Below are 14,600 nucleotides of genomic sequence, written 5' to 3' on the forward strand. Positions count from 1 at the left end.
CGCTCGACGAGGTCTTCCCGGGCACGCGCCATCAACGGTGTTGGGGTGAAGGGCGTCTCGGGATTGGTCCGGTGGACCAATCCAGCCCTGAACGGGCGGAGCCCCGTCGAACAAGATCGCCAACGTCCTGAACAAGTTCCCGAAATCGATGCAGCCGACGGTGAAGGCCGATCTGCGTGAGATCTGGCAGGCGGAAACCCGCGCCGCGGCGGAAACCGCCATGGAAACTTTCTCCGAAAAATACGGGGCGAAATACGAAAAAGCGGTCACCTGGCGCCGGTCAATCACAAGAGGGTTTACCGGATCATGAAGGCGCACAACCTGCTGCTGGCACGCAAATACACGGAGCGTCCGGAGCAGACCCATGACGGCAAGGTGGTCGTCATGCGGTCGAACCTCCGCTGGTGTTCCGACGGCTTCGAGTTCACCTGCTGGAACGGTGCCGTGGTGCGCGGCGCCTTCATCATCGATGCGCATGATCGCGAGGTCATCGCCTGGCGCGTGGTGGTGAATGCCGGCATCAGCGGATCGGACATCCGCGACACGATGCTGGAGGCGGTGGAGAGGCGCTTCGGTGATTGCCAGGCGCCACACGCTGTCGAGGTGCTCACCGACAACGGCGCACCCTACACGGCGAAGGATACGCGCATCTTCGCCCGGCAACTCGGCCTGCGCTCCTGCTTTACGCCGGTGAAGAGCCCGCAGAGCAATGGCCTGTCCGAAGCCTTCGTGAACACGCTCAAGCGCGACTACGTACGCGTGACGCCGTTGCCGGATGCGGAAACCGCGCTCGGATTGATTGATGGCTGGTTCGAAGATTATAACGAGAACCATCCGCACTCAGGGCTGAAATGGCGCTCGCCCCGCGAGTTCATCGCAGCTCAAAACGCAACCGCCTGAGTGTCCGGTGAAATGGGGGCAAGATCAATCCCGGCCAATCCGGACGATATGAGGTCTTTGCGCCTGGCCCGGCCATAACGCCGCGCCGGGGGGCGGCCCGGTGATGCGCGGCGGCTTCGCCTGGAGTCCGCGCAGGGAAAATGTGCGCTCCATCCGCGCTTCGGTCACTCGACCTACCAAGCGCGAAGCTCCGCCCTGACCAGCCGGTCCGCAAGGGGCCGTGTCCGCCCCGGGCTGACTGCCACCATCTGACATTTTCGCGCGGGAAACGTGTCTCCTGGCCTCATGCCCGCGTTCTTACGGGCATCTTGTGGCCGGTGTGGAACACTATACCTGTGCGTAGCTTGACCACAGGATCCGCGTTTCACCCTCGGTCTGCCAATCCACCGTTCCGCCCTGCAGGACATAGGCCGTCTGGCCACTCGTGAAGGTTTCGTCCCCGGCCGGCGACGTCAGTGTCAGACAGCCGGACAGCACATGGAGCAGCAGGTTGGCACGCACCGGCATCGCCGGGATCTTCATGTCCGCGCACAACCGCAAGCCGGCCTGCATCGACCCCGCGGCATTGATGAAATCCACACGGTCGGTCACGACCCCGCCGCCCGGGCTGCCCGACAGGTCGGGCACAGTGATCCGGTGCAGCGCAGGGTTATCTCCCGCCTCCGGCACAGTTGCATCGAGAATCATGAATAACTTGCGCAGATAACCCGCCTGCTTCCACTGGCATTCGAACCCCTTGGGAATGATGAAGGCCTGCCCCTGCTCCACTTCGACATCGGTACCATCGGGCAGCCCCATCACCAGCGACCCTTCGAGCAGAAACATGAACTCGTCCACCGGGTAGGGCGCCATCCTTTCGGTCTGGGCGGTGCAATCCCAGACCCCTGACAGATAGCCGTGCGCCGCGTCCTCGTGATAGATATGTCCGCGTTGCACCGGTGTGCCGGATTCAAGGCCCGCGGGGTCAATCGTCTCCCATTCGGTCAGCCCGGTATCTTCGGGGCCTTTTTCTTCGAATCTAAGTATGGTTGCTGCCTTTGTCATTGTCCTGGTCCTTTCCGGTCAGCGTGAAGCGGCATGTCTGTCGGTACCCTGTTCGCGGCCCGGCAACGCGCGGCTCGCAGGCGGCGCGGAATTTCACCACGTTCCTTCCCGGGCTCCGTGTCCGGAGGCGGTCGACTCCGGATCATAGCTGCGCCCCCACCGTCAGCCCCTCAAGTACCGCCTCCTCGACGCTGCGCGGGGAAACGCAATCGCCAATCATGTGAAGGTGGCCCGGCCAATCCTTCAGGGCGTCGCACAGCCCGGTTTCCGGAGCGTGGCCAAGGGCTGCAACAACCGTATCGACACCTTCAAGAACCACCGGCTCGCCGCTCAGGACATGCTGAAAATAGGCATCATCGGCATCCGCCCCGTAGAGCCGCAGATAGGGAATGATCTCGACCCCGAGACGATGCAGATCCCCCAGCCATTTGTCGCGCGTGTACTGGGGAATGGAATGGCCCGCCGTCATCGCGTTCACGGCCAGCCTGACATGACAGCCGTCCCGCGCAAGACGTTCGGCCAACCCCAGCCCGATCCAGTCCGCGCGCCAGTCGGCGATCGCCACGCGCGGGCCGACATTCACAGCCCCCTTCAAAACCTCCCAGGCATCTACCAGGTGGGCCTCGTCGGAGCCCTCGATAGCGGGGCGACGGGGCGTGGCGCCGGTTGCCAGTATCACCGCGTCAGGGGCGTCGCACGCGACCCGTTCCGCATCAACCGGGCTGTTGAAGTGCATGGTGACACCCGCGTTCCCGGCCTCGCGAAGAAGGTTTGTCGTGACCCCTCCGAACTCGGCCCGCCCGGGCAGCATCTGCGCCAGCGTAACCTGCCCGCCGGGCGTCGCCGCGGCTTCGTGGAGCGTCACGTCATGCCCGCGCGCCGCGGCAATGGCAGCGGCCTTCAGCCCGCCCGGCCCGGCGCCGACCACCATCACCCGGCGTGGCGCCGCCGCCGACGTGAGAGTGCCGTACCTGCGTTCCCGGCCGGTTTCGGGGCGCTGGATGCACGAGATCGGATACCCGTTCAGCATATGCCCGATACAGGCCTGATTGCAGGCGACGCAGGCACGAATATCATCCAGCCGCCCCTCACGGGCCTTCTCGGGCATGTCGGGGTCCGAGATCAGCGCGCGGGTCATCCCGCACATGTCCGCCTGCCCGGCCGCCAGCACCTGTTCGGCGATCTGCGGCTGGTTGATGCGGGCGGCAACAAAGACGGGCACGGATACGCGCGCCCGGATGGCCTGTGAAAGCGGCGCGGTATAGGCCGTATCGAAGGCCATCGGCGGCACGATATGCGTCGACCCGGCCAACCCCGCCGAGGTGCCGGCGGTCACATTGAGGTAATCCAGCACGCCGTCTGCCGCCAAGGCTTCGGCGATATCCAGCATGTCGCCCTGCTCCAGGCCGTCGTGGTCCCTTTCATCACCGGACAAGCGGAGGCCCACGACCATGTCATCACCAGCCCCGGCGCGCACCGCATCCAGCACTTCGCGGATGAACCGCAATCGGTTGTGAAAACCGCCGCCGTAGCGGTCCGTCCGCAGGTTGGTGCGCGGGTTCATGAACTGTCCCGCCAGATACCCGTGCGAGGCCACGACCTCGATCCCGTCAAGTCCGGCAGCACGGCAACGCCCGGCGGCCTCACCGAACCCGGTGACGATTTCCTCGATCACACCGGCGGACAGGGCGCGGGGCATGACATGAAACCGCTCGTTGGGAATGGCCGAAGGGGCCACGGCCACGGCCTGCGTGCCATCCGCGGCGACGGCCATCTCCCGCCCCGGATGCGACAGTTGCGCAAAGACCTTGCAGCCATGCGCGTGACAGGCCCGCGCTATTCGGCCGTATGCGGGGATGCAGGCATCGTCATGGGCGCGGATCGCGGGCCGCGCCGCCTGTCCCGAAGGATGGGCGCGGGCGGCCTCGATGATGATCAGGGCAGCCCCGCCCCTTGCCCGGGCCTCGTGATAGGCGACCATGTCATCCGTCGGCAAGCCGTCGCGAAGCATTACCGTCATGTGCCCTGTGGACAGGATGCGGTTCTTGAGAATATGCCCGCGAATGGTGAGCGGCGAGAAAAGAGTGGCAAGCCCCTGGGTCATGGCATCAGTCGGTCACGGATCGTTTTTCCGGCTGTCAGCCAGTTTTTCAAGTTCCCGGCGCAGGCGCTGCTTATCCAGGTGGCGGGCAGTGCAGGTGTCGCAGGCGAGCGCGGGCCGGTCGGCGGTGACCGGGGCCGTCGTGGTGTCCGGCCGGAACACCGCAACACCCGCGCCAACGGCGACGATCACCAGCCCGGCAAGGAACGCTTTCGACATCATGCCGTTCCCGTCGCCAGATAATGCCGCATCGGCGCGGTGCTTTTCGGATCGGCGGCCACTTCGCGTTCGAGAAAGGCGATCGCGGCCACTTCATGTGCGGTCAGAACCTTCAACACCGGCAGATCGGCCCGCGGTGCCATGGACTCGAGCTTTTCGAAATCGTCGATATAATCGGGAAACGTTCGTCGCATCTCCGCAATCAACCCGTGCCACTCGGCCGGGCCGTGAGCGGCCTGCGCCCGTCCGGTGCGATGCAGGTCCGCGCTCGGGCGCGGGCACAGGCCGTATTTGCGCAGGAGTGGCAGGACGGCGGCAGCGGCATGCGTCTCGACCTTCGCCATGAGGCGCATCTTCGCACGCTGCTCCGGTGACCTGAGCCGATCGGCCAGCGCATTGAAATATGCCTCGCCCTCGATCTCTTCCTCATAGTAACGCAACAGAGTTTCCAGATACCCCGGGTCGGCCACCTCCGCCGGGGCTGTTGAAGAGGTCCCGGCAAGATGCGCGCCATCCCGCGTATCGCCCACATCCACCCGGTCATGGCGAAGAGGCTCGTCGATTTCCACAGGTTCATCCATTTCCCTTGCGTAGCGGTGCCCGGCATGAACCGCCGCGGCCACGATCGCCGGCGCCTCGCAATCTCCGATCCGCGTCAGTGTGAATGGAAGATTTTCGGCCGCCCCACCCGCCTTTGCCAGGATATCCTGATAAAGCCCGTCTTCCGGGCACCGCTGTGTCACCATCACGACCGAGCCAACGGCGATCGCCTTCTCCGCACCGCTGTAGGTGCAAGCCAGCGTCGCCTTGCTGCCGTCAAAACAGCGCAGGCAATGGGAGAGTTCAATCCCGATGCCCAGTTCCACCAGGTGGCTGCGCACGCGCCAGCGTTCGCTTGTCTTCCCGGCCCATTCGGACACCACGTCGGAGGGGGTGCAAAGCGTCACCTCGCGCCCTTCGTCGTGCAGCTTCTCGGCGATGACGCCCCCCATGTAATACCCGTCCTCATCATAGACGAGCACCGGACCGGACGGCACCCGGCCGTCCATGATGTCATCCGGTGTCAGGATTTCCGGTGTCTCCGCATCGTCCGGAACGACCGGAACATAGGCAAGACCATCGAAACGGTCGGAACGCCACGTCGCACCGGTGGCGATGGCCACGTGATCCGCCCCTACCGCGATAACGTCCTCGGCGGAAAGGCGGCTTTCGAGAAACACCTCGACATTCGGCATCTCCAGCATCTGTTGTGCACGGTAATCACGCACGCGGGCATATTCGCTCATCCCCGGCAGCCTGCTTTCGCGCGTGACGCGCCCGCCGATGTCGCGTCTTGCCTCGGCCAGCATCACCTTGTAGCCCCGCGCGCCAAGCGCCCGTGCCGCCTCCAGACCGGCGGGACCGGCGCCAACCACGAGCACCGTCGCGTCGGACCCCCGCGGCGGGATCTTTTCGGGGTGCCAGCCCTTGCGCCATTCCTCGCCCATCGTGGGATTCTGGGTGCAACGGATCGGGACACCAGTCGAGTCGCCGGAGTAGCAGACGTTGCAGCCGATGCATTCACGGATTGCCCCCAGCTCTCCGGTTTCGATCTTGGCCGGCAGGAAGGGGTCAGCGATCGAAGGGCGCGCGCCGCCTATGAAATCGGTGATCCCGCGCCGGATCTGGCCGACCATCGTGTCAGGCGAGGTGAAGCGTCCCACCGTGACCACGGGCTTGCTGGTGACCTGCTTGACGAACTCCATGTAGGGCTCGAGCGCCGCTTCCTTGGTGAAGCGCGAAACGCCCATCTCGACAAAATAATTGGCGATATTGATATCCCAGAGGTCCGGAAGATCGCCCATCGACGCGAGCATGTCACGCCGCTCGCCGTGGATCGGCACGCCATCGGCACCGATCTCCTCGTCTGCGGAGAAACGCACCGCGACCGCGCACCTGTCGCCAACCGCTTCCTTGGTGTCCTCGATCAGTTCGCGCACCAGCCGGGTGCGGTTCTCCAACGATCCGCCATACTCATCACTGCGAGTATTGGCCCTGGGATCGAGGAAATTGGACAACAGATAGGTGTGCGTGGCGTAAACGTAGACAATGTCGAAGCCCGCATCGCGGGCCCGGAGTGCCGCCTTGCGGTGCCATCGGCGCAGGTTCCGAATGTCGGCCTTGTCCATCGAGCGGGTCTGATACGGGTGTCCGGCCAGATTGGGCATCGACGTCACGTCCATCGACACCTCGCGCGTCAGAAGGTTGGCCGACCGCGCCCCGCCATACCACAGTTCCGCACCGGCCAGCGCCCCGTGCTCATGCACCTTCTCGGTCATCAGCGCATGGGCGCGGATGTCACCCTGATCCCACAGCGACGCCGACGGATGCGGCAGATCGTCGGACGTGGGGTGGATGGAGTTGTACTCGGTGCAGACAACGCCCCAGCCGCCCTCGGCCTTGATGCCGCGCATCTCCGACAGCATCCGCGGGCGCATGTAACCCATCCCGGTACAATGCGGAACCTGATAAAACCGGTTCTTGGCTGTCACGGGCCCGATCTTCACCGGCTCGAAAAGTACGTCATATCGCGGGTCGCGTGTCATCTGCGTCTCCTGTGCGCTCACATTGTCCCGGCCAGTGCCATGCATTCGCGCCGGAAGGGTACATTGCCGTCAACGGGGGCACCCACCTCGCGGGCAAACCGATGGCCACCATAGACAGCCGCGGCGATCGTCCCGGGCGCGAGGCAATCGCCGATCCGGGTCAGAGATCCGGGGCCGTCACCCGAAAGGTCCGCATAAAGGTCGTCGACGGGCCGCCGCATCGTCACAAGCACGGCGGCCCCGCAGCTCAGCGTTTCAACCTGCCCGGTATAGATGCATTCCAGATCCGCCGCTCCGGTGCGCAGCGCGGCGATGTTGCGTGCGGTCCTGATCCGCACGCCCAGATCCAACAGGCGCTTCTGGATGGCGTGCTGTTCAAGTGTGTTGTGCGTCCATGACGAAACTTCTGTGGCCGGGGTGACATAGGTCACGTCGGCGCCACAGCGGCGCAACTTCTCGGCAATCACGGCGCCCATGTAATAGTGATCGTCATCGAAAACGATCAGCTGCCCCCCGGGCGGGGGCGTCCCATCCATGATGTCGTCCGGGGTCAGAACCCTGGCATCCGCCGCGATCTCCATGCCGGCGGGATTCTCACGGCCCTTTCCATCGGCGCTCCAGCGTGCGCCGGTTGCCAGGACCACGTGATCGGCGCCGAACTCCGCGATGGACCGCGCGTCCATCCGGCTTTCGAGGTAGAAATCCACATTGACCATCTGGCCAATCCGGTATTCACGGTAGTCGGCCACCCGGCCCCATTCCGACAGTCCCGGAAGCCGACGCTCCCGCGCCACCCTTCCGCCGGGTTCGGATCCGGCCTCGGCCAGCGTCACTGCGTAGCCCCTCTGACCAAGCGCAAGCGCACATTCCAGCCCGGCCGGCCCGGCACCTACGATCAGGAAACTTTCGTTTGCCGTCCGCGGCGCGATCCGCTCGGGGTGCCAGCCGCGGCGCCATTCCTCGCCCATGGTCGGATTCTGCGTGCAGCGGATCGGAACACTGTCATTGTCTCCGGACACGCATATGTTGCAGCCGATGCATTCGCGAATTTCATCGATGCGCCCTTCCTCGATTTTCGCGGGCAGGAACGGATCGGCGATCGACGGGCGTGCCGCACCGATGAAATCCAGTTTGCCGCCCTTGACCAGTGAAACCATCGCGTCGGGCGAAGTGTAGCGTCCCACGCCCACCACAGGCTTGCTCGTCACCGTCTTGACGAAGGCGACATAATCATCCTGGAACCCTTGCGGCTTGAAGCGTGACGTGGCGCTGTCGTTCTCCCACCCGCTCAGGTTGACATCCCACAGGTCCGGAAGCTCGGCCAGCATCTCGACAAGATCGCGCCCCTCTCCCTCGCTGGTCATGCCACCGGAGCCCAGCAACTCTTCGACGGCGAAACGCAGGGCCACCGCGCACCGTTCGCCGACAGCTTCTCTTGTGTCCTCCAGCACTTCGCACAGAAGGCGCGCGCGGTTTTCAAGGGACCCACCATATTCGTCACTGCGGTGGTTGTGCCGACGCGACAGGAAATGCGAGATCGTTGAAAGCTGATGTCCGGCATAGACATAGACAATGTCGAACCCAGTGCGGCGCGCCCTGAGCGCGGCCTCCCTGTGCCAGCGGCGCAGATCGCGAATATCCGACTTGTCCATCGCCCGCGCCTGCACCGGATCCGGCAGGGCGACAGGGCAGTGAGACGGCGCCATCGGCACGTCCCGGCTGTAGCGGTTGGCGGCCATCAAACCGGCATGGTTAAGCTCGACCCCGGCAAGGCTGCCGAATTCGTGGATGCCGTCACACATGCGCGCCAGAACCGGCATATCCCTGTCATCCCAGAGCCGCCCGCCCGACCATGGCGCGTGTTCCGAAGATGAATGGATTTCAACCTCCTCGGTGCAGATCACGGCCCAACCACCTTCGGCCTTGGTGCGCCGCATCTCGGCCATGGTGCTGGGGTAGACACGGCCCATGCCGTTGCAATGCGGCACCTGGTAGAAACGGTTGCGCGCGGTGACAGGACCGATCTGCACCGGCTCGAACAGGCAATCGTATCTGGTGTCGCGGGTCATCCTGATCTCCGATCCTGCGCAAGGGCCGGAAGCTCACGGCGAAACGGAACGCCGTCGGTCGCGGGCTCTCCCAGCTCGCGCGCGAAACGGTGCCCGCCATATACCGCCGCCGCGATGGTACCCGGTGCAAGGCAGTCTCCGATCCGCAGAAGCGTTGCGGGTTTGGCGTCCGGCCTGTCGTCGCTCAGCGCGGCAACCTCGTGAAACAGGCTGTCCGTCGCCGCGCGCATCGTCACCAGGACGGCCGTGCCGCAGGGCACCGTCTGCACCCGATCGGTGTAGACGCACGAAAGATCGGCACTGTCCGCGCCCAGCCTGGCAAGATTGTGAAGCGGCACGATCCGAACCCCCATCTCCATCAGGCGGGTCTGGATCCGCTCCTGTTCCATGGTGTTGTGGGTCCAGTGCGAAACGTCGGCGGCGGGCGTCACGTAGGTCACGTCATGGCCGTCGTCCCGCAGCTTTTCGGCCATCAGGCCGGCCATGTAGTAATAATCGTCATCGAAAACGACAACCGGCCCTTGCGGAACCTTTCCGCCGCAGATGTCATCGGGTGTCATGATCCGCGCGCCGTCATCGGCGGTTATGGGCAGGCGGTTGGTTCGACCGACCCCGGAGCCGGCCCAGACCGACCCGGTGGCAAAGGCCACGTGATCAGCCCCGAAATCCAGCACCTCGTCGGCGCTCAGCGGACTTTCCAGATAGAGGGCCACGTTGGCCATCTGGCTGATCTGGTATTCACGGTAATCGGCCACCCGTTTCCAGGCCGAAAGGCCAGGCAGGCGGCTTTCCACGGCGACGCGCCCACCGACCGCGCGCCCGGCTTCGGCCAGCGTCACGTCATAGCCCCTCTGACCCAGGGCACGCGCGGCCTCCAGCCCGGCCGGCCCGGCCCCCACGATCAGCACGCTCTCATCCGCAGACTTCGGCGCGATACGTTCGGGGTGCCAACCCTTGCGCCATTCCTCGCCCATGGTCGGGTTCTGTGTGCAACGCATCGGGTGAACAAGGAAATCCGCTGTCACACAGATATTGCAGCCGATGCATTCGCGGATGTCTTCGGGCCGGCCCTCTTCAATCTTGCGGGGCAGGAACGGATCAGCGATGGACGGTCGCGCCGCACCGACAAAGTCCAGCACACCGTTGCGGACCAGCGACACCATCGTATCCGGAGAGGTAAAACGCCCGACCCCGACCACCGGCTTGGAGGTCACGTCCTTGACCCACGAGATGTAGTCGGTCTGATACCCCTCTTGGGAAAAGCGCGAGGTGGCGCTGTCGTTTTCCCAACCACTCACGTTCACATCCCACAGGTCGGGCAGGTCGGCCAGGATCTCGACGATGGCACGCCCCTCCTCATCGGCGGAAATACCCTCCGCGCCCTGCATCTCGTCCACCGCCAGTCGCACCGCCACGGCGCAGGTGTCGCCTATGGCCTCCTTGGTATCCTCCAGAACCTCGCGCATCAGGCGGACGCGATTTTCCAGGGATCCGCCATATTCGTCCGTCCGGTCATTGCGGGTGGGCGAAAGGAAATGCATGAGTGTGGTCATGTCATGCCCGGCATAGACATAGACGATGTCGAACCCTGCCCTTCTGGACCGCAAGGCGGCGTTCACATGCATCTCGCGGAAGGCGCGGATATCGGCCTTGTCCATCGCGCGGGACTGAACAGGCTCAAGAAGATCAATGGGCCGCGCCGTGGGGCCCATCGGAATCTCGCGGCTGTAGTTGTTGGCCGCGCCCATGCCGAGATGTGCGGGTTCGATCCCTGCCAGAGCACCGTGTTCATGAACCCGCTCGACCATGCGGGCGAGGACCGGAATGTCGCTGTCATCCCACAAACGGCTTTCAATGACGCCGCTCAGTTCGGATGTATGGTGGATCTCCACCTCCTCGGTGTTGACGACACCCCAGCCGCCCTCGGCCTTGACGCTGCGCATCTCGGCCATGCTGGACGGATATTGATGCCCCATGCCGTTGCAGTGCGGAACTTGGTAAAACCTGTTCGGAGCCGTCACGGGGCCAAGCCTGACCGGCTCGAAAAGAATGTCGTAACGCGGGTCACGGGACACGGCTTTCATCCCCCTTTTCCGGGCACCGGTGCCGGTGCGACATGTTGCGGGAATACAGTGTGAAGATAATCCCGGATCCGCGCCTTGGCGTCCTCGCGGGAGAATTCGCCGGGATAGATCAGGATATTGAGGCAGAATCCGTCATAAAGCCCCTCAAGCGTTTCCGCGACATGCTCGGGGTCGATCCCGTCATAGCCCCCTTCCGCGACGATTTCCCGGCAAAGGACGGTCGAGACATTCCAGCGTTCCTCGTCGATCTCGGACATGATCGCGCGGTAGGCGGCACGATATCCCGCCTCGCCGTAGAAACCGAACCAGACCGCGAGCTTTTTTCGATTGCAGATGCTGGGGTGGTAATGCGCGTCGACGATGGCCAGAAGCTTGGCCTCTGGAGTCAACGCGGCGTTACGGACCGAGCGGCGCCACTGATCCCGATGCTCCTCGGCCAGAAACCGCAGGGTTTCCTCGAACAACGTCTGCTTGTTCTTGAAATGGAAGTTCACGATACCGATCGACATGCCCGCGAAGCTGGTCACTGTCGTCATGGTGGTGCCCGAGATGCCATATTTGCTGATCGACTCGATCGTCGCGTCGATCAATTGTCGGCGGCGGACTTCCTTCGAGGCCGTTCTGCCGGTTTTCTTCACGTCCTTCCCGGCTGTTTCACTGGACTCACTCATTCTCTTTCACTTTCGCTGGTCATTCATGGTGCGCAGGACGTAACTCAATCCGACGTCAGCACAACAACTGATGCCTCACTCCAGTTGAGCCAGACAGGCCCGGTTGCATCCGTGCCGATCGTGGCGCCTTCCCGGTTCTGGGCGGACACCGCAACAGGCTGATCAAGACCATCCAGTTTCACGAAAAAATGGCTCCGTTCGCCCAGATAGGCCGCATTCTCGAGCGATCCCTGAACGGAAATGCCGCTGTCCAGCGGAGCATCCGCAGTCAATTCCAGCTTTTCCGGACGGATGGCGATCTGCACGCTCTCCCCCTCGACGTAGCGTCGATCCCGTGCTGGCGCATTGATCCGCCCGAGTCCCGCCGCCTCGACCTCGACCCTGGCACCGTTCACACCGGACACTTTCGCGTCGAAGAAATTCATCGTCCCGATGAACGATGCCACCTCGCGATTGTGCGGTGTCTCGTATAGGCCCGAGGGCGTATCAAGCTGCAGGACACGGCCCTGGGACATCACGGCGATTCTGTCCGACAGGGTCAGCGCCTCTTCCTGGTCGTGGGTGACGAAGACGAAAGTGATGCCGACTGTCCGCTGCAATGCACGCAATTCAAGTTGCATCTGTTCGCGCAATTGCTTGTCGAGCGCGCCCAGCGGCTCATCCAGGAGCAGCACTTTCGGCCGGAGGATCAGCGCCCTCGCCAGCGCGATCCTTTGCCTCTGTCCACCCGAGAGCTCATTCGCCCTTCGGTCACCGAAACCGGGCAGCTTGATGAGCTCAAGCATCTCCTCGACCAGATCGTGACGCCTGTTTCGGGAAAGCCGCTGCTTGCGCAGCCCGTAGGCGATGTTGTCACGCACGTTGAGATGCGGAAAGATCGCGTAGTTCTGGAAGACCATGTTCACCGGCCGCATGTGCGGCGGCACGTCCGACATGGGCTGCCCGTCGATGAATATCTCTCCGCCCGTCGGCGCCTCGAACCCCGCAAGCATCCGCAAGAGGGTCGTCTTGCCGCAGCCCGAAGACCCCAGCAAAGAGAAGAACTCGCCATGTCCGATCTCTATCGAAACGCTGTCGATGGCCTGCACCTTGCCGAAATGCTTGTCGACCTTGCGGATTGAAATGAACGCGTCCTCGGTCACGTGTCGTGCCCCTTGACCGCGCCCGGCTGGGCGCCTCGGTTGATCCACTGTCCCAGAAAGACCAGCACGAACGACATCGCGATGATCATCGAGGCCAGCGCGAGGATGGACGGAAATTCCTGCGGGAAGCGAAGCTGCCCCCAGATATACATCGGCAATGTCGGCTGCGTGCCACTCAGGAAGAAGGCCATGATGAATTCGTCGAACGATACCGTGAAGGTCAGCATCAGGCTTGCCACCACACCGGGGAAGACCATCGGGAACGTGACCCGCCAGAAGGTCCACCATGCGTTCTCTCCCAGGTCTGCCGAGGCCTCCTCGATCGCCCGGTCGAACCCCTCGAAGCGCGGGATCAGCGTGGCCACCGAAAACGGCAAGCAAATGATCATGTGCCCGATCGCCACGGTATAAAGCGAAAGCGGCACACCCAGCTGGCTCAGCAGGACCAGAAGTGCAACGCCGAAGATGATGAGCGGAACCACCAGCGGCAGCATGATGAATCCCACAAGGGTTCCGCGGCCCGGAATCCGGTAGCGCGTGATGGCCTTGGCCGCGAAAATACCCATCGCGGTGGACAGCACGGCCACCACCACACCGATCCGCACACTGTTCATCAACGCGTTCCAGACCGGTTCGCGCTGGAACAGTTCAACATACCACTTGAACGTGAACTCCTTGAGCGGAAACCGGACGTAAAGCGAGTCGTTGAAACTGAACAGCGGAAGGAACAGGACCGGCGCGTAAAGCGCGATCAGGAAGATGACGGCATAAAGCTGAAGCGGTCGGTTCGGGCGTTTTATGTAGGTATCCGAGCTCATGAGATGCGCTTTCTGACGAACAGGGTGAGAAGTATGAAGACGGCGCAGATGAAGGCGATGGCCAGCATCAGGATTATCGAGAGCGTCGCGCCCATCGGCCAGTCGTTGATCGGGCCAAACTGTTTCTGGATCAGGTTGCCGATCATCGCGCCGTCCGGCCCACCCAGAAGCGCGGGGGTGATGTAGTCTCCCGTCGTGGGGATGAAGATCAGCAGGCTGGCCGAAATCACCCCAGGCAGGGACAGCGGAAGCGTGACCCGCAGGAACCGCATGACCGGACCGTCGCCAAGATCGGTCGCGGCCTCGAGCAGAGAGCGGTCGATCTTCTCGAGTGACACGTAAAGCGGCAGGATCGCGAACGCGGCCCAGGCATGCGCCAGCGTGATGATCACCGCGGACTGGCTGTAAAGCAGGAATTCGAGCGGCTTTTCGATAACTCCCACCGATATCAGGGCCGAGTTTATGACCCCCTCGTAACCCAGCACCACCTTCCACGCGAAGACACGCAGCAGGTAGCTGGTCCAGAACGGAAGCGTCATCAGCACAATCCACATCATCTTGTTGCGATGCACATGGAAAGCCACGTAATAGGCCATCGGGTAACACAGGATGACGGTCGCGACCGTGGCGATGCCCGACATCCGCAAGGATCGTTCAAGCAGGGCACCGTAGATGGGCCGCTCCATTGCCTCGCGGTAGTTGTTCAGGGTCGGGGTGGTATCGAATTCAAAACCAACCGGGGTCCAGAAGCTCATCACCAGCAGGATGGCAAAGGGCAACAGGATCATGATCGACATGAACAACAATGTCGGGGACAAAAGGCTCAGCCCGCGAAGTGTTTCGGAGCCGTGCAAAAGGCTTGTCAACCGACCGGGCCGCGCCTGCCGGATGCCCGGCGCCTCGGTCTCTGGAAGTGTCTGATCACTCATTCGGGGCTATCCAACCTGTCGCAACCGGGCACGCGAAC

10 protein-coding genes and 2 pseudogenes are annotated in these 14,600 nt (G+C 63.3%); 2 read left to right on the top strand and 10 right to left on the bottom strand.

Annotation, left to right across the window (positions count from 1 at the left end):
* Positions 1-112 precede the first annotated feature (112 nt).
* Together DQW77_RS18800 and DQW77_RS14005 are read left to right on the top strand one after the other, a co-directional pair.
* Positions 113-271 (top strand): annotated as a pseudogene (locus DQW77_RS18800) (transposase); the annotation flags it as partial.
* A pseudogene (locus tag DQW77_RS14005) lies at positions 271-900 on the top strand (IS3 family transposase); the annotation flags it as partial. The pseudogenes DQW77_RS18800 and DQW77_RS14005, both read left to right, overlap by 1 nt.
* Positions 901-1,227: 327 nt before the next feature.
* Here the strand turns inward: DQW77_RS14005 and DQW77_RS14010 are convergent.
* From DQW77_RS14010 to DQW77_RS14055, 10 genes are all read right to left on the bottom strand, one after another.
* Positions 1,228-1,944 carry a cupin domain-containing protein gene (locus DQW77_RS14010; RefSeq protein WP_113258857.1) on the bottom strand — a complete coding sequence of 239 codons (717 nt, stop codon included), beginning with the start codon at positions 1,942-1,944 and terminating at the stop codon, positions 1,228-1,230.
* A 142-nt stretch (positions 1,945-2,086) separates the two neighbouring features.
* Entirely contained in the window at positions 2,087-4,048 is a 1,962-nt protein-coding gene (locus DQW77_RS14015) for an FAD-dependent oxidoreductase (RefSeq protein ID WP_113258858.1), read from the bottom strand.
* Between the two features lie 12 nt (positions 4,049-4,060).
* Positions 4,061-4,264, bottom strand: coding sequence for a hypothetical protein (locus DQW77_RS14020; RefSeq protein WP_147094979.1), 204 nt, complete (start codon positions 4,262-4,264; stop codon positions 4,061-4,063).
* Complete coding sequence (locus DQW77_RS14025) at positions 4,264-6,849, bottom strand: NAD(P)-binding protein (protein ID WP_113258893.1); 2,586 nt, start codon at positions 6,847-6,849, stop codon at positions 4,264-4,266. The genes DQW77_RS14020 and DQW77_RS14025 overlap by 1 nt, the downstream gene beginning before the upstream one ends.
* 17 nt (positions 6,850-6,866) lie before the next feature.
* Positions 6,867-8,918, bottom strand: coding sequence for an FAD-dependent oxidoreductase (locus DQW77_RS14030; RefSeq protein WP_113258860.1), 2,052 nt, complete (start codon positions 8,916-8,918; stop codon positions 6,867-6,869).
* Complete coding sequence (locus DQW77_RS14035) at positions 8,915-11,002, bottom strand: FAD-dependent oxidoreductase (RefSeq protein WP_113258861.1); 2,088 nt, start codon at positions 11,000-11,002, stop codon at positions 8,915-8,917. The genes DQW77_RS14030 and DQW77_RS14035 overlap by 4 nt, the downstream gene beginning before the upstream one ends.
* Entirely contained in the window at positions 10,999-11,673 is a 675-nt protein-coding gene (locus tag DQW77_RS14040) for a TetR family transcriptional regulator C-terminal domain-containing protein (protein WP_113258862.1), read from the bottom strand. Before DQW77_RS14040 ends, DQW77_RS14035 begins: the two co-directional genes overlap by 4 nt.
* 44 nt (positions 11,674-11,717) lie before the next feature.
* Complete coding sequence (locus DQW77_RS14045; RefSeq protein ID WP_113258863.1) at positions 11,718-12,815, bottom strand: ABC transporter ATP-binding protein; 1,098 nt, start codon at positions 12,813-12,815, stop codon at positions 11,718-11,720.
* Positions 12,812-13,633, bottom strand: coding sequence for an ABC transporter permease (locus DQW77_RS14050; protein ID WP_113258864.1), 822 nt, complete (start codon positions 13,631-13,633; stop codon positions 12,812-12,814). Before DQW77_RS14050 ends, DQW77_RS14045 begins: the two co-directional genes overlap by 4 nt.
* The gene (locus DQW77_RS14055) at positions 13,630-14,562 is read right to left on the bottom strand and encodes an ABC transporter permease (protein WP_113258865.1); all 933 of its coding nucleotides are present in this window, start codon (positions 14,560-14,562) and stop codon (positions 13,630-13,632) included. Before DQW77_RS14055 ends, DQW77_RS14050 begins: the two co-directional genes overlap by 4 nt.
* Positions 14,563-14,600 lie beyond the last annotated feature (38 nt).

This window comes from Roseovarius sp. TE539 (assembly GCF_003298505.1).
Taxonomy (GTDB): domain Bacteria; phylum Pseudomonadota; class Alphaproteobacteria; order Rhodobacterales; family Rhodobacteraceae; genus Roseovarius.

Coding starts and splice junctions, on each gene's coding strand:
- DQW77_RS14010 (WP_113258857.1), bottom strand. CDS start 1,944: ATGACAAAGGCAGCAACCATACTTAGATTCGAAGAAAAAGGCCCCGAA.
- DQW77_RS14015 (WP_113258858.1), bottom strand. CDS start 4,048: ATGACCCAGGGGCTTGCCACTCTTTTCTCGCCGCTCACCATTCGCGGG.
- DQW77_RS14020 (WP_147094979.1), bottom strand. CDS start 4,264: ATGTCGAAAGCGTTCCTTGCCGGGCTGGTGATCGTCGCCGTTGGCGCG.
- DQW77_RS14025 (WP_113258893.1), bottom strand. CDS start 6,849: ATGACACGCGACCCGCGATATGACGTACTTTTCGAGCCGGTGAAGATC.
- DQW77_RS14030 (WP_113258860.1), bottom strand. CDS start 8,918: ATGACCCGCGACACCAGATACGATTGCCTGTTCGAGCCGGTGCAGATC.
- DQW77_RS14035 (WP_113258861.1), bottom strand. CDS start 11,002: ATGAAAGCCGTGTCCCGTGACCCGCGTTACGACATTCTTTTCGAGCCG.
- DQW77_RS14040 (WP_113258862.1), bottom strand. CDS start 11,673: ATGAGTGAGTCCAGTGAAACAGCCGGGAAGGACGTGAAGAAAACCGGC.
- DQW77_RS14050 (WP_113258864.1), bottom strand. CDS start 13,633: ATGAGCTCGGATACCTACATAAAACGCCCGAACCGACCGCTTCAGCTT.
- DQW77_RS14055 (WP_113258865.1), bottom strand. CDS start 14,562: ATGAGTGATCAGACACTTCCAGAGACCGAGGCGCCGGGCATCCGGCAG.